Raw genomic sequence first — 19,613 nt, forward strand, 5'->3', positions numbered from 1 at the left:
AGGATCTCACCGCGCGCGGTGACCGTGATCTTCTGGCTCAGGTCGCCCTGGGCGACCGCCGTGGTGACCTGCGCGATGTTGCGCACCTGATCGGTGAGGTTGCCCGCCATGAAGTTCACCGAATCGGTGAGGTCGCGCCACACGCCGCCGACCCCGGGCACCTCGGCCTGGCCGCCCAGCCGGCCCTCGCTGCCCACCTCGCGGGCCACCCGCGTCACCTCGTCGGCGAACGAGGACAGCTGGTCGACCATCGTGTTGACGGTCTCCTTCAGCTCCAGGATCTCGCCGCGCGCGTCCACGTCGATCTTCTGCGACAGGTCGCCGCGCGCCACCGCGGTCGCCACCTGGGCGATGTCGCGGACCTGGCTGGTCAGGTTGCCGGCCATGGCGTTCACCGAGTCGGTGAGGTCCGCCCACGTGCCCGACACGCCGGGGACCTGGGCCTGGCCGCCCAGCCGGCCCTCGGTGCCGACCTCGCGCGCGACCCGGGTCACCTCGGAGGTGAACAGCGACAACTGGTCGACCATGCCGTTGAAGACCGTCGCGATCTCACCCAGCAGGCCGTCGGCGTCGTCGGGCAGCCGCGTGCCGAAGTCGCCGTCGCGGACCGCCGTGAGGCCCGCCAGCAACTGCCGCAGCTCCGGTCTGTCCGCCGTGGCCACCGCCGACGACGCGGTGTCCGTGGCGTGCGAAGCCCCGGCCGCCGTTTCACCCATGTCCGCCCCGCCCCTGTTCCCGTGCCCGATGACCTGGCAGAAGGCCAACTGACGCGTGGATCGCGAACGGCAGCCGGCAGCCTCGCGACACGTTACACAAGGTCGGTTCGACCCGGTTGACGAGCGCGGGCGACGGCGCGACCGCGGAGATCGGCGCGCGGAGTGGCGACATCATCCGCCGCCGCGGTGCTCAGCGGGTGATCGGAGGCCGGGACCACCGCGAGGCGGTCCCGGCCTCCGGGCCTTCAGGGCTCAGTGGTGGTAGGCGTGCACCACGGCGTGCCCGCGACCGCGGCCGATGAGCCACCTGTTCACCGGCACGGTGACCACGAACGCGACCGCGAAGGCGAACGCCAGCGCGCCCCAGAACAACCCGCTCGACAGCCCCGCCTCCATGGCGCCCGGCACCACGAGCATCACGCCGTTGTCCACGATCTCCATGACGATGATCGACACGGTGTCCGCCGCCAGCGCCACCTTCACCGCCTGCCGGAACCCGACACCCGCCTTGAGCACACCGCGCATCGTCAACGCGTAGCCGAAGACGAACGCCAGCGCCACGGCCAGCACGATCGTCGCCACCGTGCCCCAGCCGAGCGCCGTGCCGATCACCATGCCCAGCACCTCGCCGATGGCGCAGCCGGTCAGGCAGTGCAGGGTCGCGGACGCCGCCATGCCCCAGCTGACCGTCCCGCGGCCCGCGTGGTGGTCGTGCCCCTCATGGTCGTGGTGGCCGTGGTGCTCGTGCTCGTCGTGCTCGTGCTGCATGATCGACTCCCCGTCGTGGCTTATACCCCCAGGGGGTAAGCAACCAGAGGTTAGCACGGCCCTGCGGGATGTCCACCCGCCTGTGCGGTCGACCACAAGGGACGGAACCCGCGCGCCACGGAACCGCTCAGGGTGCGTGACGTCCTCGCCGGGTCGCTCGCCTGCACCACCGTGATGGCCGTGCTCGACAACCTGCACCGCGAAGGATGGGTGGCGCGGGAGTTGCAGGGCGGAGTTGGCATGCGTGACCCAGGATCGCGCCCTGGGTCAGACGGCCGCTCACGGCTTTCGCCGGTCGCGACACCGCGCCCGAACGCGTCAGCCGGGCGTGCGCCGGGCGTGCCCGGGCCCGGTCGGGACCAGCTCCCCGAAGTCGAGGACCCGGTCCGCCACCACGTCCAGGAGCGGGCGGTCGTGCGAGACGGCCAGCACGCCGATGCCCCGGGCGTCGACGGCGGCGCCCAGCAGCCGCCAGACCTCCGCCTGGCTGATCGGGTCGAGGCTCGCGGTGATCTCGTCGGCCACGAGGAAGCGCGGGTCCGCCAGGAGCGCTCGCCCGAGGTTGACGCGCTGCGCCTCGCCGCCGCTGATCTCGTGGGGGAAGCGGTCCAGGAGCTCCGGCGGGGCCAGCGCCGGGTCCATCCCGTCGAGGACGCTGTCCGCCGCACCCGTCTCGGCCAGGCTCCTCCGGATCTTCCAGAGCGGGTCGAACGCCGGCAGGGCGTGCTGGGAGACCAGTTGCACGGGATTGGCCGTCCCCCGACCGGGACGCGGTGGCCGCCCGTCGACGGACACCTCGCCGCGGTGCGGGCGCAGCGAGCCGGACAGCAGCCGGCCGAGGGTGCTCTTGCCGGCGCCGCTGGGACCGTGCAGGCCGACCACCTCGCCCGGTTCGACCGAGAGCGACACCCCCTCCACCACCCAGGGCGACTTGCGGGAGTAGCGGAACCACACGTCATCGGCCCGCAGGGTCATGCGTCCTCCTGGCTGCGGAACCCGTTGGCGGGCAGGGCGTGCCACAGCGCCCGGGTGTACGGGTGGGTCAGGTCGTCGGCGTGGAAGTCGGCGGGGCGCGCCTCGTCGACGGTGCGGCCGTGGCGGCAGATGACGACCCGGTCGGCGACCTCCAGCGCGGCGGCCAGGTCGTGGGTGATGAGGACGACGGCGCGGTCCTGGTCGGCGATGCGCCGCAGGTCCGCGAGAGCGGCGCGAACCGCCTCGGCGGGCAGGCCGGGGGTCGGCTCGTCGGCGACGACCAGCGCGGGGTCGCCCATCAGCGCCATGGCCGTCAGGACGCGCCGGACCTGACCGCCGGACAACTGGTGCGGGTACCGCCGGTGGACCTCCGGTCCCAGCCCGCGGGCGTCGAGCGCCGTGCGGGCGACGACGTCCGGTGACGACCGCCCGGCCAGCTCGGCGGAGCGGCGGACCTGGCGGAGGACGGGCGTGACCGGGTCGAGGAAGGTCACCGACTGCGGCAGCAGCGCGATGTCGCGGCCCGCCCGGTCGCGGCGCGCCGCCGGGTCGAGGGGCACGCCGTCGAACCGCACCGTCCCGCTCTCGGTCGCGTTGGGCGGCAGCATGCCGAGCACGGCGTGGGCGAGCAGGCTCTTGCCCGCGCCGCTGGCGCCGACCAGGGCGACGAGCTCGCCCCGGTCGGCCGTGAGGTCCATGCCCGTCAGCGCGGTGACGGTGCGGCGGCGCAGGCCGCGGTCGTACTGGGTGAACGAGACGGTCAGGGAGCGGATGTCCAGCAGCGGGCGCTCCGGTGCGGTGGTCACAGGTGGTGGCTCCTCGGGTCGATCAGCGACCGCAGGTTCTCGCCGATGCCGTCCACGGCCTTGACCAGCAGCAGCAGGCACAGGCCGGGCAGCACGGCCAACCACCACGCGCCCGCCGACAGGAACCGCATGGACTCGGCCAGCAGGATGCCGGTCGACGGCTCGGCGGGGTCGACGCCCAGCCCGAGGAACGACAGCGCGGCCTCGTGCAGGATGGCGTGCGGGAACAGCAGGACCAGGCCGACCAGGAAGTGCCCGGCCAGGTGCCCGGCGACGTGCCGGCGGGCGACCCACCACCGGCCGCGCCCCAGCTGGACCGCGACGGTCGCGTAGTCCGAGTTGACCACCTGCTTGGCCTGTCCCCGCAGCACCCGGGTGAGGTGCGGCCAGTGCGTCACCGCCACCGCGATGATCACCGCGTCCGTGCCGCCGCCCAGCGCGAACGCCAGCATGAGCAGCAGCACCAGGTGCGGCAACGCCATGAACAGGTCCACCAGCCAGCCCACCACCGCGTCGACCCTCGGCCCGCCGACCGTGGCGGCGCAGGCCAGCACGAGCGCGACCGCGGCGGAGATCGCGGCGGCGGTCGTGCCGACGACCAGGCTCATGCGCAGGCCGGACAGCACGCGGGCGAGCACGTCGCGGCCCAGCCAGTCGGTGCCGAACCAGTGCCCGGCCGACGGTGCGCGGTTGCGCTCCCCCAGCGAAGTGGTCTGCGCGGCGTCCTGAGCCACCGAACCGGCCACGAGCACACCGAGCACGGCCACCGCAGACACGCCCAGCAGGATCAGGGTGCGCGTGCGGCGGTCCACCCGTCCCACCGCGGTGGGCACGACCGTCGTCATCGCTTCCCCCGCAGGTCGGTCAGCCTCGACCTCGGGTCGAGGACGGCGTGCACGCGGTCGCCGACGAGGTTGCCCGCGAACACCAGCACCGTGGTGAACAGCGCGATGCCCAGCAGCAGCGGCACGTCCTGCCCCAGGGCCGCCGTCGTGGTCGCCGCGCCGAGGCCGGGGTAGGAGAACACCTGCTCGGCCAGCACGGAGCCGCCGAACAGCTCCCCGATCGAGCCGAACTGGAGCAGCAGCGCGGGCGCGGCGGCATTGCGCACCACCCGGTGCAGCACGAGCCCGAGGCCGCGCTCGCCCTGCGCCCGCGCGAACGCCACGTGGTCCGAGCCCAGCGCGTCCACCACGGCCTGCCGCGTGTGCAGCACCACGGGCGCGATCCCGACGACGCTCAACGTGATCGCGGGCAGCGCGAGGTGCGCCAGCCGGTCGCCCAGGCCCACCTCGTCCGCCGGCACGCCGATCGGCACCGCGCAGCACACCGGCGCCCAGTTCAACGACACCGCGAACACGTAGAGCAGCAGCAGGCCGACCCAGAACGTCGGCGCGGACGCCAAGGCGTACGAGAACCAGGTGATCGCCCGGTCGGCGGCCCTACCCCGACGCGCACCGGCGACGAGCCCCAGCGCGAAGCCGAGCAGCCCGGACAGCAGCCAGGCCAGCGCCATCAGCGCCAGGCTGGCCAGGAACTTGTCGCCGATCACCTCCAGCACCGGCCGGTTGAACGTCAGCGAGAAGCCGAAGTCCCCGCCGAGCAGGTTGCCCGCCCAGCTCAGGAACCGCTCGTGCGCCGGGTCGTCCAGCCCCCACCGCGCGGCGATCAGGGCCCGTTGCTCCGGGCCCAGCGAGGCGACGTCCGCGCCCACGTAGGCCGCCACCGGGTCCACCGGCGAATTCACCATCAGGGCGAACGAAGCGACCGCGACGGCCGTCAGCAGCAGCACCAGGCGCGAGGCGCGTGCCGCGACCGCGGTCAGCGCCGGACGTGCCCGTGACCCGGAGGTCAGCACGTCCACCGCCACGTGGCGATGCCCTGCGTGATCGGCCAGCCGTGCCCGTGCGGCTCGACCTGCGGCTGCCCGAGGTCCAGGCACGCGTCGGCGTAGTAGGTGTGGTCGAGGTTGACCAACCACGCCCACGCGGCGTCGGCCCCCGGCCCGAACTGCCTCTGCGCCGCCTTCCAGTGCGCGGTGGCCTGGTGCGGGTCCGTCGCCGCCATGGCCGCGTCCAGTTCGCCGTCCACCGCGGGGTTCCGGTACAGCCCGGGGTTCCACAGCTCAACGCCCGCCCGCGCCGACGAGTACAGGTTCGCCATCTCCGTCGCGTCGTGGCTGCCCCAGCCGAACAGCACCGGGTCGGAGTGCATGCGGGTGCGGATGACGTCCCAGCTCTCGCCCTTCGGGGTCACCGCTATGCCCACCGGCTCCAGCATGTCCGCCACGGCCAGCGCCAAGCCCTGCCGCAGGGAGTCCCCGGCGGGGTACAGCAACGGGAACTCCGCCTTGGTGCCGCCGCGCTCGCGGACGCCGTCACCGTCGGAGTCGACCCAGCCGGCCGCTTCCAGCGCCCGCTTCGCCCCTTCGGGGTCGTTGTCCGGGACCGCCGCGGCCGGCTCGTGCCAGGGCAGCTCGTCGACCGGGCCGGTGGCCGGGCGGCCGAAGCCGTTGAGCACGCCGTCGACCAGCGCCTGCCGGTCCAGCGCCACGTTGACCGCCCGCCGCACGGCCTGGTCCGACGTCACGTCGTCCCCGATCGGCCGTCCCTCGGCGGTCGTGCGCCCCTCGTCGGGCAGGAAGGGGAACGCGATCCCCCGGTTGTCCACGGACTTCACCCTGGCCAACCTCATGCCGGGGATCTCGCCGGTGGCCGGCGACGGCGGCAGCGCCGCCACGTCGACCTGCCCCGACCGCGCGGCGGCCAGGCTGGCGTCCTCGCCCGTGAAGACGAACACCACCCGCTCGAACGCGGGCTTCGCGCCGTAGTAGGCGTCGTTGCGCCGCACGATGAGCTGCTGGCCCTCGTCCCACTGCTCCAGGACGAACGGACCGGAGCCCACCGGCTTGCGCGCGTAGTCCGGCCCGTGCGCGTGCTCCGGCACGATCCCGAGCGACACCAACCGATTCACGAACGTGCTCTGCGGCTCGGTCAGGCGCAGCTCCACGGTGTCCTCGTCGACCGCGACCGCCTCCCGCAGCACGGTCACGTCGGTCGCCCCGCCGCTCTTGGCCGCCGCGGTGAACGTGTACGCCACGTCCCGCGCGGTCACCGGCTCGCCGTCGCTGAACCTCGCGTCGGTGCGGATGTCGACCGTCCACACCAGACCGTCCGCGCTCACCTCGTGCCGGGTGGCCAGGTCGTTGACGACGTCGAGGTCCGCGTCCCGGGCCAGCAGCGTCGACTGGAACAACGGCGACCCGTACCGGCCCCAGCCCAACGTCGGGTCGTAGCCCTCCTCGGACTCGCCCCCGATCGCCAAACGCAGCTCGGTGGGCGTGCCGCCGGACGCGCGACGCCCTTCGCCCGAACACGACGCCAGGACGACCCCGACCGCGGCCACAGCCGTCGCGCGCAACCAAGCAGACCCGGGCACCCGCACTCCCCCTCACCGTTGTTGCCAATTACTGGTAACAACCATTTGGGGGCATTAGGTCACACCACGGTGGCGGTCACAACCGAATGTGATCTCCACATCACCCGTCGCCGCACGGCGGGGCGCACTGCGCGGCGAAGACCGGCCCCGCCCCCGCGTTCGGCTGTCGGACCTGCGCGGCGACAGCGGCGACGGCCACCTCGGCGCACCCGGTCGCCACCTCGACACGTCGGTTCCGATCACCACGCCAGGGCGGGGTCCGAACGGGCTCAGCCGAGGGTGTTGCAGCGCGCCTGGCCGAACACCAGGTAGCCGCGGTGCACGCCGGAGCTGTCGGCGCTGCCGTCGCAGTCGATGGACAGGTAGCCGTTGAACACCGTGTGCTCGGGGTCGGCGTACCACTGGTACAGGCACGCGTAGCCGCTCTTGCACACGGGGATGGCCTGGGCCGAGGCCGGCACTAGGGCGACGACACCGAGTGCCGCCGCGACGACGACCAGCAGACGACGGATCACGGTAAACCTCCTGGTTTCCGAGAGCGCGGTGCGGGACTGCGTCGAGGATGGCACCGCAACCGGAAACCACAGCACCACCGATCGGCAGAACGCTTCGGCCCGCCCGAAGCCGCGCCGCCGGCCGCGTCGCGCGGTGACGTGAACGGCCGGTGGGCGTGCGGCTGGGGCATGATCTGCCCCATGACAGCCGCACGGCTGCTGGCGCGCCGCACCGAACGGTGGTTCGTCCAGCAGGGAGCCCCGACGATGATCGAGGGCTACGGGTTCTTCACGCACGTGCTGCCGCGGATGCTGCCCGCACTCGCCACCATCGCGATCGCCGGCCTCGTCTGGCTCGTGCCGCTGGGCGCGGCCGGGTACGGGCGGTGGGTGCTGTTGGCGTTGATCCTCGCCAGCGCGCTCACGGCCTGGGTGCTGCTGTCGTCGTTCGTGCGCCGGCTGCCGCACATCACCCGCAACCGCACGATCGCGATCCTCGTCGGCTACGCGGCGGTGCCCGTGGTCGTGCCCGTCCTCCAGGACACCATCGACGACACGCCGGACAGCGACCCCGTGCAGCTGGTCGTGTTCTTCGCGGCGATCTTCGTCGCCTCCTGGCTGGCGGTCACCTACGGGTTGGTGGCGCTGCTCAAGGGCGCGATCCGGCACACCGTGCACGACCTGCGCAACAGCGTGCACCTGCTCGGGCGGGCACTGCCGCCGCTGTTGTTCGTGACGCTGTTCCTGTTCTTCACCGGTGAGCTGTGGCAGGCGATGAACCAGCTCCCCTGGCAGCGGGTGAGCCTGGTCGTGGCCCTGTTCGCGGCGATCACCGTGCTCGCCGCGGCCGCGCGCCTCAAGGACGAGATCGGCCGGGTCGAGCAGGACCTGCGCCCGGAAGTGCTCGCCGAAGCGTGCCGGGGCACACCCCTGGGCGACGAGGAGTTCGACGAGCCGCTGCGCCCGCGCAAGCTGACCGGGCGGCAGTCGCGGAACCTCCTGGTCATGCTCGCGACCCGCCAGCTCGTGCAGGCGGCGGTGGTGGGGCTCGCGCTGTTCGCGTTCTTCGTGGCCCTCGGCCTGATCGTGGTCACGCCCGCGGTCGCCGAGCAGTGGATCGGGGGGCCGCCCGAGCCCGCGAAGTGGCTGCCGGGCGTGCCGGCGGCGATGCTGCGCAACGCCACGCTGTTCGCCGCGTTCGGCAGCATGTACTTCGCGGTGGTGTCGATGAGCGACGCCGAGCAGCGCAGGCAGTTCTTCGCGCCCGTGGTCGAGCGGATCGAGCGCACGCTGGCGGTGCGCGCCGTCTACCTGGCCGTCCGCGAACGGTGACGACGGTGTCGCCGTAGGCTTCTCGGCGCTTCGACCTCGTGGAAGGACCACCGATGTCCCCTGATCCCGACCGCCCGAACGCGCCGCGGCTGGCCCGGCGGTTGGGCACCGGCAGCGCTGTGGTGATCGGGCTCGGTTCGATGATCGGCGCGGGGGTGTTCGCGGCGTTCGGGCCGGCGGCGCGGGCGGCCGGGGCGGGGCTGCTGGTCGGGTTGGCCATCGCGGCGGTGGTGGCTTACTGCAACGCGACGTCCTCCGCCCGGTTGGCGGCGCGGTACCCGGCGTCCGGTGGGACGTACGTGTACGGGCGGGAGCGGTTGGGGCCGTTCTGGGGGTACCTGGCCGGCTGGGGGTTCGTGGTCGGGAAGACGGCCTCCTGCGCGGCGATGGCCCTCACGGTCGCCGCCTACGCCCTGCCGGACGCCGGACGGGCGGCTCGGAGCGCGGTGGCGGTCGTGGCGGTGCTCGCGTTGACCGCCTTGAACTACCGGGGTGTGCAGAAGTCGGCGTGGGTCACGCGGGTCATCGTGGCGGTCGTGCTGCTCGTGCTCGGTTCGGCGGTGGTGGCGGCCTTCGCCGGGGGGACGGCCGCCGGTGCGAACTTCCAGCCGTTCCCCGGTGGCGGCGTGGGCGGCATCCTCCAGTCGGCCGGGCTGCTGTTCTTCGCCTTCGCCGGTTACGCCCGGATCGCCACGCTCGGCGAGGAGGTCCGGGACCCGCAGCGGACGATCCCCAGGGCCGTCCCGATCGCCCTGGGCCTCGCCTTGGCCGTGTACGCGCTGGTGGCGGTGGCCGTGCTCGCCGCGTTGGGGCCCGATCGGCTGGCGGCGGCGAGCGACCCGGTGGCCGCCGCGGTCGCCGCCGGTTCCTGGTCGTGGCTGACGCCGGTGGTGCGGGTCGGCGCGGCCCTCGCGGCGCTGGGCTCGCTGCTGGCGCTGGTGCTCGGGGTCTCCCGGACGACGCTGGCCATGGCCCGGGACGGCCACCTGCCGCGCGCGCTGGCCGCGGTCCACCCCCGCCACCGGGTGCCCCACCACGCCGAGGTCGCCGTCGGCCTCGCCGTCGCTGTGCTGGTCTGCGTGGTCGACCTGCGCGGGGCGATCGGCTTCTCCTCGTTCGCGGTGCTCGTCTACTACGCCGTCGCCAACGCCTCCGCCTGGACCCTGCGCCCGGACGAGGGCCGCCCGCCGCGCGCGGTGCCGGTCGTCGGTCTGGTGGGGTGCCTGGTGCTGGCCGCCACCCTGCCGACACCGTCCGTGCCGGCGGGCGTGGCGGTGTTGGGGGTCGGGGTGGCGATCTGGTTCGTCCGACGCCTCACCGGGAGGTTCACCCACCCGTGACCGGCCCGGCACGTGCGCGCCGGGCCGGTCGTCGGGGGAACGGGTGTCAGCGCAGGGACGAGGCGAGGCCGATGCCCTGCTCGCGCAACGCCCGCGCGACCACCTCGGCGATGCGGGCCGCGCCGGCCGCTTCGAAGTGGGTGTGGTCGTTGCAGAAGAACGCGCCGACCGCGCCCTGCGTGTAGTCGCCGTTGTTCGGGCACAGGCCCAGCGAGTTGTAGAGGGCGACGCTGCGCTGGTGCAGGTCGATGACCGGCACCTGGTCGGCCTGCGCCTGCGCGATGGTCTCCGACACGAACCCGCGGTTGCCCACGGCGGTGGAGCCGGAGCAGCGGATCGCCGCGACCGGCGTCACGAACACCGGCTTCACGCCGCGCGCCTTCGCTTCGCGCGCCATGGTGGACAGCAGTTGGCGGTAGCGCGTGGTGCCCACGTGGCGGGGGCAGTTGCGGTCGCCGTCGTTGATGCCGAACTGGATGATGAGCCAGTCCCCCGCCTTCATGCCGTTGGTGGACAGCATGGTCGCCCAGCGCGAGGCGTAGGTGCGGGGGCTGACCACGCACTCGCCGGTGGAGTCCATGGTGCTCTTGACGTTGGACTCGTAGAGCCAGGTCTGGATGCTGCGCCCGCCCACGGCGTTGTTGACCACCGTGACGTCGTCGTTGAACAGCCGGTCGAACTGGCTGCCCCAGCCCGCCGGGCAGCTCACGCCCGAGTTGGGGTTGGCCACGGTCGAGTCACCGGCCAGCCACACCTTGAACGGCGTGGCGGCGACCCCGGGACCGGTCCGGTCGGTGGCGGCGCAGGGCGCGGGTGCGGGCGCGGCCTGCGCCGGCGCGGTCACGACCGCCGCGGCGGCGCACACCACCGCCGCGACCGCCAGGTTCCTGGTGAGCGAAGAAGTCCTCATCGATCCTCCATGTCGTACCGGCGGGTCAGCGGACCCGGGTCGGGCTGATGACGCCGAGCCGCACGGCCTCGTCGAGCACCAGGCCCGACATCGCGGCCGCGCCGTACTCGGAGAAGTGGGTGTTGTCGCCCTTCTCCCGCGTCAGGAACAACCGCTCCGACCCGGTGACGCCGAGCTGCTGGACGAGGTTCGCGGACGACGTGGTCAGGTCGACCAGCGGTGCGCCCTGGGCGCGGGCGACGGCCTTCATCTCGGCGGGCAGGTTCACGCCCAGCTCGTTGACGTGCCAGGCGGTGCCGGTGAGCCGTCCGGCCGAGTCGAACAACCGGCGGACCGGCGGCGTCACCAGCACCGGCGCGCCGCCCGCCGCGCGCACCTCGCGGACCATGCGGGTGAGGTTGTCGCGGAACGCGGTGGCGGTGGTGCGCTTGTCGTTGTGGCCGACCTGGATCACCACGGTGTCGCCCGCGCGGGTCTGCGACCGGACGGCCGGGAACAGCGCGGCGTTGGCCAGCACCGAGCCGGAGCTCTCGCCGGAGTCGGCGTAGTTGGCCACCGACAGGCCCTCGCGCAGCCGCGCGGGCAGCAGCTGGCCCCAGCCGGTGTAGGGGGCGGTGGGCTGGTCGCACACCGTCGAGTCGCCGACCAGGAACAACGCGGGCGGCCGGACCGGGCGGACGGTGATCGCCTCGACCGCCGGGGAACGCCCGTCGAACACCAGGGTCAACCCGGGCGTGCCGGTGCCGCCCTGGCCCGTCGGCTGCCCTTCCGGCTGCCGCACGTTGACCGTGACGACCCGGTCGAGCAGTTGGCCCGCGGCGGTGTCGACGGCGGTGAGCACGCGGCGGCGGGCCTCGGCCGTGATGCCGGTGGTGGCGGTGCGGGACGGGCTGCCCAGCCGCACGGTCACGTCGTAGTGGCCGGGCGCCACGTCGTAGTGGCAGATGATCGGCGCGGTCCCGGTGCACGCGGCCGGTGCGGCGTGCGAGGGCGTGGTGCCGAGGGCGGTGAGCGCGCCGGCCGTGAGCGCCACGGCCAGCGCCGGGCGCAGGACGATGGTCCGGGAGGACATGGGTGTGCTCCTTGCTGCGGTTCGCCCGCGTGGGAGGAGGGGTGCGCGCAGACCGCTCCACGTCCGGGACAGGAGGCGAGCCCCGGACGTGGAGCGGGGCGGCGGCTCAGCCGGTGGTGAGCGCCGCGGACAGGATCGGCGCGAGCCGGTCGGCGATCTTGCGGTGCCCCTGGTCGTTCGGGTGCACGTTGTCGGTCGTGTCGGTGGACTCGACGATCCAGCCCGTGGTGTCGACGAACCGCACCTTCGGGTCGTTGACGGCCCGCACGGCCGCCTGCGTCTCCGGGATGTAGCGCTTGCGGAAGGTCTGCATCGCCAGGATGGTGGCGTTCGGGTACTTCTGCCGGGCCCGCTGGATGAGGGTGACGTAGGCGGACTGGAACTGCGCCCCGGTGACGCTGTGGCCGACGTCGTTGGTGCCGAGGTTGATCACCACGGCGTCGGCGCGGTAGCGGGAGAAGTCCCAGTTCGCGGCGTCGGCCTGCAAACCGGTGCGCAGGAACCGGTCGCTCATGCCGATGCAGCCGTCCGCCGCCGAGACCAGGCACGCACCGCCGACCGCGATCTGGGTGTGGCCCGCGCCCAGGCGCTCGCCGACCAGCCAGCCGTAGGCGGTCAGGGCCTGCTTGGACGACTGCTGGCCCACCGTGATCGAGTCGCCGACGAACTCGACGATCTTCGACGGCACGCCCGGCGCGAACGTCGTCGCGCCCGCCTCCAGCTCGACGCCGCGGAACACCGCGTCACCCCGGTAGGACCCGGCGATCGGCCGGTAGGACACCCGCAGGGTGTGGTTGCCGCTCGCCAGCGGCGTCGGGGTGAGGTCCACCGTGCCGCTGCGGTTGACGTACGAGACGTCGGGCCCGCCGTCGATGCTGACGAAGAAGTCGATCGCGTTGCGCTGCTTCAGCTTCACCGTGCGGCCGGTGAACCCGACCAGCACGTAGGCGCCCGCCCACTCCGAGACGTACGCGGTCGGGTCGGCGGTGTTCCACCGGCCGAAGTACTTCACGTTCGGGTCGGTCGGCGAGCCGTTGCCGCCGGGCGTGCCGCCGCCGAGCCGGACGAGCAGCCACTGCTGGTTGGTGCCGCCGTTGACGTCGTACTGGGACACCCGCGCGCCGTCGGCGGTCGAGCGCTCCCACACGTCCAAAGCCTTGCCGCTGTTGCGGTTGACGATCCGCACGTGCCCGGCGTCCGTGTCGACCAGGCCGAACTGCTGGTTGGCGGCGTTGGTGTCGGTCCACTGCACCACGTTCGCGCCGTTGGCCGTGGACGAGCCGGAGATGTCCACGACCTTGCCGCTGTAGCGGGACTTGAGCCGGTAGAACCCGCCGCCGGAGTCGACGAACTGGAACTGCTGCGCGGCCGAGTCCGTCCTGGTCGCCTGCACGACGGCGGCGCCGTCGGCCGTGGACTGGACCTGCATGGCCTTGCCGCTGTGCCGGGCCACGACCGCGTAGCTCGCCGAGGTGTCGACCGCGGCCGCCTGGGCGGGCGGTGCGACCGGTGCGAGCGCGACGACCGCGCCCACGGCCACCACGAGCGCCGAGCGCATGACCGCACCGCATGACGACAGTGTCATGTTCGTGCCTTTCGCCTGAGTCGGCACGGCGGCCGGGCCGCCGGACGAGAGGACGTCATCGGCGAAAGACTTGCGCCGTCTCCCCTTCGTGGTCAATGGCCGCATCTCGTATGGGCCGGTCCGTCGAACACGTTCGACGATGGCGACGTATCGCCCTTTTCGGTCGTTCGGGGACGGAAGCGGAAAGCGCTATCCGGAGTGCCGCTCCCGAGGCGCGGGCGCGCGGGTCAGGGCAGGTTCTTCTCCGGGGCGGCGACGTAGGCTTTCATGGAGTGGTCGCGGATGCCGTCACCGGCGGGGGCGAACGGGTCGGCGGTCAGGCCCTTGCCGCGGTCGAGCAGCTCGGAGACCGCGGGCACGGACTCGTGGACCTTGCCGCCGGAGTCGATGTAGCGCAACGACTTGACGTGGCGGAACACCGGCTCGGGCGGCACTTGGGCGACGACGTCGTTGTTGTTGACGACCCGGAACGTGCGGCCCCGCAAGGCTTCGTCGTAGGCCCTGGCGAGGGCGTCGTCGCACGTGCGGGGTTGGCCGAAGGTGTAGACGCCCTGCGCGGAGAGCTCGGGGTCCTCGAAGTGCAGCCAGGCGGCGGCCGGCATCGCCGGCGCGCCACCGAGGCTGTGCCCGGTGAACCAGATCGTCTGCTCCCCGTCGTGCAGTTCCTCGATGGCCGAGAGCACGGACGGGAACACCGCGCGCAGGGCCTCGGCGAAGCCGTAGTGGACCAGGCCGGTGCGCGCCGGGCCCGGCCACGGCGGGTGGTCGTGTCCGACAGCCAGTCGCGCAGCTGGACCGGCTCGGTGCCGCGGAACGCGGTGACCACCATGGTCGGGCTGCCCATGGTGTACGCCTGGGTGTCGCTGAGCGCGAACGGCGGGCTGACCGTCGAGTGGTGGTGGCGCACCCGGTCGAAGCCCCACTCGGCGGCGATCGCCTCGATCCGCTCGCGGTCCTGGTAGGCCGGCTCGGCCGCCTTGGCCATGCGGTAAGCCTGGCGGGCGTCGTACCCGGTGGCGCGGTGGTTCAGCGTCGGCGCAGACATCGGCTCGTCCTCACGGAGGCGGTCACGGCACGGGACGACCACGCCCTCCCGTGCTGTGCCTACCTGCACCGACCGGGGCCACGCCACCGCTCGCGCCCGCTGTTCACCCCACGCACCCGCCCGAACGGCTCGCCGGCGGCGGGCCGGATCAGCCGCCGCCACCACCGCCCGAGCTCTCGGGTCCGGGCTCGTCGTCGGGGTGACCGGGCGAGAAGCGGTCCCGGACGGCGAGGACGACGAGCGTCAGCAGAACCAGGGCGGTGGCGATCGCGGCCACCCACAGACCGGCATCCATACCGCCAGTGTGCCGCGCCCGCGCGCGTGGCGGTCGCGTTCCGGTTCAGCGGGTGTCGCCGAGGCGGTAGGTGCGGGTGGCGGTGCCGCCGAAAACGTGGGCGCGGTCGTCGGCGGTCAGACCGGCGGTCAGCTCCTCGGCTGCCGCCACGACCCGGTCGTAGGGGGCGGCGAGCAGGCACACCGGCCAGTCCGAGCCGAACATCAGCCGTCGCGGGCCGAAGGCGTCGAGCACCACGTCGGTGTACGGCCGCAGGTCGGCGACGGTCCAGGAGCGGTGGTCGGCTTCGGTGACCATGCCGGAGAGCTTGCACACGACGTTCGGCTCGGCGGCCAGCCCGCGGACCAGCGACGCCCAGGGTTCGCGCGCACCCGAGGCGATCGGCGGCTTGGACAGGTGGTCCAGCACGAACGCCAGCTCCGGCAGGGCCCGGACGGTGTCGATCGCGGCGGGCAACTGGCGCGGCACCGTGAGCAGGTCGTAGACCAGCCCGGCCGACGCGACCGCGCGCAGCCCCCGGCGCACGTCGGGCCGGGTGAGCCAGGCGTCGTCCGCCTCGCCCTGCACGAGGTGGCGCACGCCGACGAGCAGCTCGCCACCGGGGCCGGCGCGCAGGGCGGCCAGCGTGTCGCCCACCCGCTCGTCGGTGAGGTCCACCCACCCGACGACACCGGCGACCAGGCCGTGCGGGTCGGTCCCGGCCAGCGCCAGGAACTCCGCGGTCTCCTCGACGTCCGGCAGCACCTGGACCAGGACCGTGCGCCCGACGTCGGCGCTCGCGGCCGCGGCGGCCAGGTCGTCGAGGGTGAAGTCCCGCCGGATGGCCGTGAGCCCGGGGCCGTCCAGCCAGCCGTGCGGGCGACGCGTCGGGCCGGACGTGACGGGCGGTCCCGGCTGCGGCCGCCAGAGGTGGTGGTGCGCGTCGATCCTGATCACGCTATTCAGGATGGCACCACCAGCGAAATTTGTCACCAACAATCGAGGAAACCGAAGGCGATAAAAACGGGCGGGTGAACGACGGCTCCCGAAAGGGCGGTAAAGCCCCGTACGCCTTTTCGACGACCGGATGTCCGGACAATGCTGCAAATGTCCGATCCACCCCGACGACGAAAGGGTCGAACAATGGCGACCACCGCCGAGATCGCGCCGCAGCGCATCAGCCCCCAGGAGGCGTTGCGCGGAACCCCCGTCCACATCGACCACGCCTACACCGGCCAGCACCTGAACACCCAGGGCTTCGCCGGGGCTCCGGGAGTGTGCTTCCTCTTCGACGACCACGACGACAACAACTGGCCGGGTGAGGTCTGGATCATCGAGCAGCAGAGCGACGGGACGGTCCAGATCAAGAACGACAAGACGGGCCGGCTCCTCGCCGCGAAGTCCGTCCCGACCTACGAGCTCTTCCGGACCCCCGTGGTCCTGTCGCCCGACGACACCACCCTGCCCGCCGGGTACAAGTGGGAGACGAGGTGGGTCCTGCACCGGACCGGGATCGAGGACGCGTTCATCATCCGTCCGGCCGGTGACCAGACGCTCGCGATCTCCCCCGAGGCGGGCCAGCCGCTCGGCGTGGTCGGCAACGTCCTGCACGTCCTCAACGAAGGCCCGTACCTGAACCAGCTCTTCACGCTCACCCGCGTGTGGCCGGACCAGAAGGGCCGCGCCCACGGCGGCGGCCACCGGCCGGCCGCCCGGGACTGACCCGCACCCGCCATCCCCTCCGCTCGAGAGCCGTCCCGTCCACCGGACGTTGAATCCGAGCCGGAGGATGGGAACTCCTGGTGGAGCAGGCCCCCGACCACCGCTCCACCAGGAGTTCCGCTCTTTTTCACGCCACGAGCGGAAACGCCTCGGAATTCCGGGCGCGAATTTCTCAGCACACCGGTCCGCGACCGCCTTCCGGTTGGTGGAGCCGGCGCTGGTCCTCGTCGAGGTCGCCGAACGTGCCGCACAGGCTCCGGGCCCACGCGTCCGGGTGGACGTGCCAGGCGGCGATCGAGCCGTCCGGTCGCACGGTCAGCGCGGTGTGGTCGCCCGCGACCGCCACGTGGTAGGGCTGCTGCCCCGGCACGCGCAGCCGGATCGGCTCGGGCCACTCGCCGAGCAGGGTGCCCGTGCCGGTGTGCCACACCAGCAGCCGGTTGCGGAAGTCGTTGGCGTCGCGGTGCGGCGTCGTGTGCTGGACCAGCAGGTCGGTGCCGCCGAGGAAGCCGTACTCGGTCAGCAGCCAGGCGGCCGGACCGCTGCCGCCGCCGAGCCGGGTCCGAGCGGCGGTCGCGAGGTCGACCACCTCCGCTTCCGGCCCGGAGCCGCTGATCACCACGCGGTCGGCGGCCGGGCTCGCGGCGACGACCGCGGGTTCGGCGCGGTAGTCGAAGCCGGCCCGCTCGCGGGCGGAGCCGTCCCGGAGGTCCCACACGCGCACGCGCTGGTCGCCGTCGTGGTCCGCGACGACCGTGACGTGGCCGCGCGGTCCCTGCGTGACGGCGGCGGCGGTGACCAGCGAGCGCTCACCGCGCGGACCGACGACGACGACTTCGTTGCCCCGGTCCGCGAGGGTGCGCACGACCACGCGCTCCTCCCCCAGCACGCGGGCGAACGCCGCGGCCTGCTCCACGGGGTCCGGCGAACCGGGCTCCGAGGCGACCTCCCGCAGGGTGTCGACGTCGCGGGCCACCACCCGTCCCCCGCTCGCCACGGCGAACGTGCGGCTGTCCGCGGTGAAGGGCATCGGCGCGCCGAGCGGGCTGCGGTCGTCGTCGGCGGGGTACTCGGCGACGAGCCGGCGGTCGTCGAGCCGCCACAGCTCGGTGGCGCGGGTCCGGTGGACGAGCAACCACCGCCCGTCCGGGCTCGGCACCAGCCACTGGTCCTCGGCGCGCCCCTCCGGTCCGGTGCGGCCACCCGTGCCGGGCAGCACGTCGAACCGGCGGTCCTCGTGCGGCCGGAGCAGCAGGACGTTGCCCGCGATGTCGGAGACCGCGGCCAGCGCCCCGTCGCGGCTGACGTCGACGTAGCTGCTCGTGTTCGGCAGCCGGCCCAGCGGCCACTCGCGGGTCAGGTCGCCGTCCAGCACCACGAGCTGCCCCCGGTCGTCACCGACCACGACCGTGGTGCCGTCGTCGGACGTGTCCAACGCCGACCACCGGCCCGTGGTGCCGGAGAGCTGCCGCGAGGCGACCTCCCGGCGACCGGCCACGTCCCAGGTCTCCACGCGCGACTCGGCCGACAGCACGGTGACGCGGTGCGCGCCCGCCGCGACACCGGTCTCCACCGCGTCCGGCATGACCGCGTCGGCCGCGACCGCCTCCGGTCCCCCGACGACCTCCAGGAGCGCCCGCTCGGCGGCCGGTCCGTCCGCGATCTTCTCGAACGGCGCGTCGGCGCGGTCGGTGGCGGTGACGTGGGCGCTGACGACCACGCCGGTCAGCGCCAGTTCGAGGAAGCCGACCGCGCCGCCGTCCGCGCGGGTCAGCGTCGCCTGGTGGCCGTCCGGGGACCGGCGCGCCAGCAGCCGCCGCCGCTCGGCCACGTGCCAGACCTCGAAGCCCTCGCCCGCCGTGACGACCACCCGCTCGCCGTCCGGGCTGAACGTCGACCGCACCGACTGCCGGCTGCCGGTGCGCAGGTCCGTGCGCAGCGTCGCCGCGAGGTCGCCCGTCGCGACGTCCCACAGCCGCACCTCGCCGGTCGAGTGGCTGCCGACGGCGACGAGCCGGCCGTCGGGGCTGATCTCGACGTCGCCCGCGCGCCCGTCCGGGAAGGCGCGGCCGGCGCTGCCCGTGGTGGCCGGTTCCCGTTCGAGGAACCGCACCTCGTGGCGGTGCCGGTCGACGGCGCGCATCAGCGAGGCGAGCACCTGGGGCGAGGCGTCGAGCCGGTAGGCGGTCACGGCCAGGCGCGCGGCGAGGACCGGGTCCCGCGCCGCCAGCCCGTCCGCCTCGGCGGCGAGCGCCCGCGCCGACGCGATCCGCAGCTGGCGCTCGGCGCGGTCGCGCTCCCCGATGGCGACGGCACGCTGCCGCACCGCCACCAGGCCCAGCACGACGGCCGCCACCAGCAGCAGGCTCAACGCCGCCACCGCCGCCCGCCGCAACCGGCTCGCCACCCGGAACCGGCGCACGTCCTCGCCGTCCAGCTCGTCGGGCGGGCGGCCGTGCACGGGGGCGGCGAGCCGGCACACCGCCGCGCGGAACCCCGCGTTGCGCAGGGAGAGCCGGGTGTCGTCGGCGGACCGGTCCTGGTCGAGCGTGATCCACAGCGGTTCCTCCCGGAACCAGCCGCTGAGCTGAGGGGGCAGCGCGGTGGTGCGCTCCCAGTCGAAGTCGTCGCCCGACCACGCCACCTCGCCCGAGGTGACCACGACCAGGAACGTCGTCTGGTCGCGGTGCTCCTGCCAGTAGCGGACCTCCCGCCGCACCCAGGGTGACGCGGCGGCCTCCGGCGAGGCCATCAGCAGGAAGAACCGGGAGCCCGCCAACGCCTGCTCGATCGACGTCCACAGGTGCGGTGACGCGGACAGGCTGGTCTCGTCCCGGAACACCCGCAGGGCCCGGGGCCGGTACCACGGCCGCGCCAGCCGGTGCAGCCCCCGCTGCACCGCGACCGCGATGGCGCGGTCGCGCGCGTGGCTGTAGGAGATGAACGCGTCGTACGCCTTGCGCCCGGCGGCGCCACGCTCGGACAGGGCCACGCCCGGAGCATGCCGAAACCGGGCCGCACCGCTCCGGACTTCGCCCTGGGATCACTCGTTCGGATGAGGAATCCGCACCGCAGCTCGGACGTCCCCCGGGCAGAACGCGCGCGGGGCCGCGGGACGGTCGTCCCGCGGCCCCGC

General features: G+C 73.6%; 19 protein-coding genes and 1 pseudogene. 5 read left to right on the plus strand and 15 right to left on the minus strand.

All coding sequences use genetic code 11. The features are described from left to right. On the minus strand, positions 1-716 hold a 716-nt coding region (locus ACIQMJ_RS12000), incomplete at its 3' end, for a HAMP domain-containing protein (RefSeq protein WP_499760960.1). Between the two features lie 252 nt (positions 717-968). After that, positions 969-1,484, minus strand: coding sequence for a DUF4396 domain-containing protein (locus ACIQMJ_RS12005; RefSeq protein WP_499760961.1), 516 nt, complete (start codon positions 1,482-1,484; stop codon positions 969-971). A 114-nt stretch (positions 1,485-1,598) separates the two neighbouring features. Here ACIQMJ_RS12005 and ACIQMJ_RS12010 point away from each other — a divergent pair. Next, positions 1,599-1,712 (plus strand): annotated as a pseudogene (locus ACIQMJ_RS12010) (BlaI/MecI/CopY family transcriptional regulator); the annotation flags it as partial. Positions 1,713-1,802: 90 nt separating this feature from the next. On the opposite strand, the gene ACIQMJ_RS12015 reads toward ACIQMJ_RS12010, so the two are convergent. The 6 genes from ACIQMJ_RS12015 to ACIQMJ_RS12040 all read right to left on the minus strand — a co-directional run bounded on the left by ACIQMJ_RS12015 (position 1,803) and on the right by ACIQMJ_RS12040 (position 7,218). Then, positions 1,803-2,459 (minus strand): ABC transporter ATP-binding protein, encoded by a 657-nt coding sequence (locus tag ACIQMJ_RS12015; protein WP_499760962.1) that lies wholly within the window; start codon positions 2,457-2,459, stop codon positions 1,803-1,805. Beyond that, positions 2,456-3,265 (minus strand): ATP-binding cassette domain-containing protein, encoded by an 810-nt coding sequence (locus ACIQMJ_RS12020; protein ID WP_499760963.1) that lies wholly within the window; start codon positions 3,263-3,265, stop codon positions 2,456-2,458. Before ACIQMJ_RS12020 ends, ACIQMJ_RS12015 begins: the two co-directional genes overlap by 4 nt. Then, a complete protein-coding gene (locus ACIQMJ_RS12025) occupies positions 3,262-4,110 on the minus strand; it encodes an ABC transporter permease (RefSeq protein WP_499760964.1) in 849 nt (282 codons plus the stop codon). The genes ACIQMJ_RS12020 and ACIQMJ_RS12025 overlap by 4 nt, the downstream gene beginning before the upstream one ends. Beyond that, on the minus strand, positions 4,107-5,135 hold the full coding sequence (locus ACIQMJ_RS12030) for an ABC transporter permease (protein WP_499760965.1): 1,029 nt from the start codon (positions 5,133-5,135) through the stop codon (positions 4,107-4,109). Before ACIQMJ_RS12030 ends, ACIQMJ_RS12025 begins: the two co-directional genes overlap by 4 nt. Beyond that, the gene (locus ACIQMJ_RS12035) at positions 5,117-6,703 is read right to left on the minus strand and encodes an ABC transporter substrate-binding protein (RefSeq protein WP_499760966.1); all 1,587 of its coding nucleotides are present in this window, start codon (positions 6,701-6,703) and stop codon (positions 5,117-5,119) included. The genes ACIQMJ_RS12030 and ACIQMJ_RS12035 overlap by 19 nt, the downstream gene beginning before the upstream one ends. A 269-nt stretch (positions 6,704-6,972) precedes the next feature. After that, positions 6,973-7,218 (minus strand): hypothetical protein, encoded by a 246-nt coding sequence (locus ACIQMJ_RS12040; protein WP_499760967.1) that lies wholly within the window; start codon positions 7,216-7,218, stop codon positions 6,973-6,975. Between the two features lie 180 nt (positions 7,219-7,398). Here ACIQMJ_RS12040 and ACIQMJ_RS12045 point away from each other — a divergent pair, with 180 nt between their 5' ends. Further along, positions 7,399-8,529 carry a hypothetical protein gene (locus ACIQMJ_RS12045; RefSeq protein ID WP_499760968.1) on the plus strand — a complete coding sequence of 377 codons (1,131 nt, stop codon included), beginning with the start codon at positions 7,399-7,401 and terminating at the stop codon, positions 8,527-8,529. Positions 8,530-8,582: 53 nt separating this feature from the next. Next, a complete protein-coding gene (locus ACIQMJ_RS12050) occupies positions 8,583-9,869 on the plus strand; it encodes an APC family permease (RefSeq protein WP_499760969.1) in 1,287 nt (428 codons plus the stop codon). Positions 9,870-9,915: 46 nt separating this feature from the next. Here the strand turns inward: ACIQMJ_RS12050 and ACIQMJ_RS12055 are convergent, their stop codons facing one another. From ACIQMJ_RS12055 to ACIQMJ_RS12070, 4 genes are all read right to left on the minus strand, one after another. Next, positions 9,916-10,779 (minus strand): GDSL-type esterase/lipase family protein, encoded by an 864-nt coding sequence (locus ACIQMJ_RS12055; RefSeq protein WP_499760970.1) that lies wholly within the window; start codon positions 10,777-10,779, stop codon positions 9,916-9,918. A gap of 25 nt (positions 10,780-10,804) precedes the next feature. Further along, complete coding sequence (locus tag ACIQMJ_RS12060) at positions 10,805-11,851, minus strand: rhamnogalacturonan acetylesterase (protein ID WP_499760971.1); 1,047 nt, start codon at positions 11,849-11,851, stop codon at positions 10,805-10,807. A 106-nt stretch (positions 11,852-11,957) separates the two neighbouring features. After that, entirely contained in the window at positions 11,958-13,409 is a 1,452-nt protein-coding gene (locus ACIQMJ_RS12065) for an RICIN domain-containing protein (protein ID WP_499760972.1), read from the minus strand. A 254-nt stretch (positions 13,410-13,663) separates the two neighbouring features. Beyond that, the gene (locus ACIQMJ_RS12070) at positions 13,664-14,131 is read right to left on the minus strand and encodes a lipase family protein (protein ID WP_499760973.1); all 468 of its coding nucleotides are present in this window, start codon (positions 14,129-14,131) and stop codon (positions 13,664-13,666) included. A gap of 72 nt (positions 14,132-14,203) precedes the next feature. Between ACIQMJ_RS12070 and ACIQMJ_RS12075 the strand changes: the two genes are divergently transcribed. Further along, entirely contained in the window at positions 14,204-14,398 is a 195-nt protein-coding gene (locus ACIQMJ_RS12075) for a hypothetical protein (protein WP_499760974.1), read from the plus strand. A gap of 231 nt (positions 14,399-14,629) precedes the next feature. Here the strand turns inward: ACIQMJ_RS12075 and ACIQMJ_RS12080 are convergent, their stop codons facing one another. Further along, the gene (locus ACIQMJ_RS12080; RefSeq protein ID WP_499760975.1) at positions 14,630-14,776 is read right to left on the minus strand and encodes a hypothetical protein; all 147 of its coding nucleotides are present in this window, start codon (positions 14,774-14,776) and stop codon (positions 14,630-14,632) included. Positions 14,777-14,821: 45 nt separating this feature from the next. Next, the gene (locus ACIQMJ_RS12085) at positions 14,822-15,709 is read right to left on the minus strand and encodes an amidohydrolase family protein (protein ID WP_499761069.1); all 888 of its coding nucleotides are present in this window, start codon (positions 15,707-15,709) and stop codon (positions 14,822-14,824) included. A gap of 189 nt (positions 15,710-15,898) precedes the next feature. Between ACIQMJ_RS12085 and ACIQMJ_RS12090 the strand changes: the two genes are divergently transcribed. After that, a complete protein-coding gene (locus tag ACIQMJ_RS12090; protein ID WP_499760976.1) occupies positions 15,899-16,477 on the plus strand; it encodes a ricin-type beta-trefoil lectin domain protein in 579 nt (192 codons plus the stop codon). 172 nt (positions 16,478-16,649) lie between these two features. Here the strand turns inward: ACIQMJ_RS12090 and ACIQMJ_RS12095 are convergent, their stop codons facing one another. Continuing rightward, positions 16,650-19,469: a TIR domain-containing protein gene (locus tag ACIQMJ_RS12095; RefSeq protein WP_499760977.1), complete on the minus strand. Its 2,820-nt coding sequence runs from the start codon at positions 19,467-19,469 to the stop codon at positions 16,650-16,652. Between the last annotated feature and the right edge of the window lie 144 nt (positions 19,470-19,613).

This window comes from Actinosynnema sp. NPDC091369 (assembly GCF_044757065.1).
Lineage (GTDB): Bacteria > Actinomycetota > Actinomycetes > Mycobacteriales > Pseudonocardiaceae > Actinosynnema.

Coding starts and splice junctions, on each gene's coding strand:
- ACIQMJ_RS12005 (WP_499760961.1), bottom strand. CDS start 1,484: ATGCAGCACGAGCACGACGAGCACGAGCACCACGGCCACCACGACCAT.
- ACIQMJ_RS12015 (WP_499760962.1), bottom strand. CDS start 2,459: ATGACCCTGCGGGCCGATGACGTGTGGTTCCGCTACTCCCGCAAGTCG.
- ACIQMJ_RS12025 (WP_499760964.1), bottom strand. CDS start 4,110: ATGACGACGGTCGTGCCCACCGCGGTGGGACGGGTGGACCGCCGCACG.
- ACIQMJ_RS12045 (WP_499760968.1), top strand. CDS start 7,399: ATGACAGCCGCACGGCTGCTGGCGCGCCGCACCGAACGGTGGTTCGTC.
- ACIQMJ_RS12050 (WP_499760969.1), top strand. CDS start 8,583: ATGTCCCCTGATCCCGACCGCCCGAACGCGCCGCGGCTGGCCCGGCGG.
- ACIQMJ_RS12055 (WP_499760970.1), bottom strand. CDS start 10,779: ATGAGGACTTCTTCGCTCACCAGGAACCTGGCGGTCGCGGCGGTGGTG.
- ACIQMJ_RS12060 (WP_499760971.1), bottom strand. CDS start 11,851: ATGTCCTCCCGGACCATCGTCCTGCGCCCGGCGCTGGCCGTGGCGCTC.
- ACIQMJ_RS12065 (WP_499760972.1), bottom strand. CDS start 13,409: ATGCGCTCGGCGCTCGTGGTGGCCGTGGGCGCGGTCGTCGCGCTCGCA.
- ACIQMJ_RS12080 (WP_499760975.1), bottom strand. CDS start 14,776: ATGGATGCCGGTCTGTGGGTGGCCGCGATCGCCACCGCCCTGGTTCTG.
- ACIQMJ_RS12090 (WP_499760976.1), top strand. CDS start 15,899: ATGGCGACCACCGCCGAGATCGCGCCGCAGCGCATCAGCCCCCAGGAG.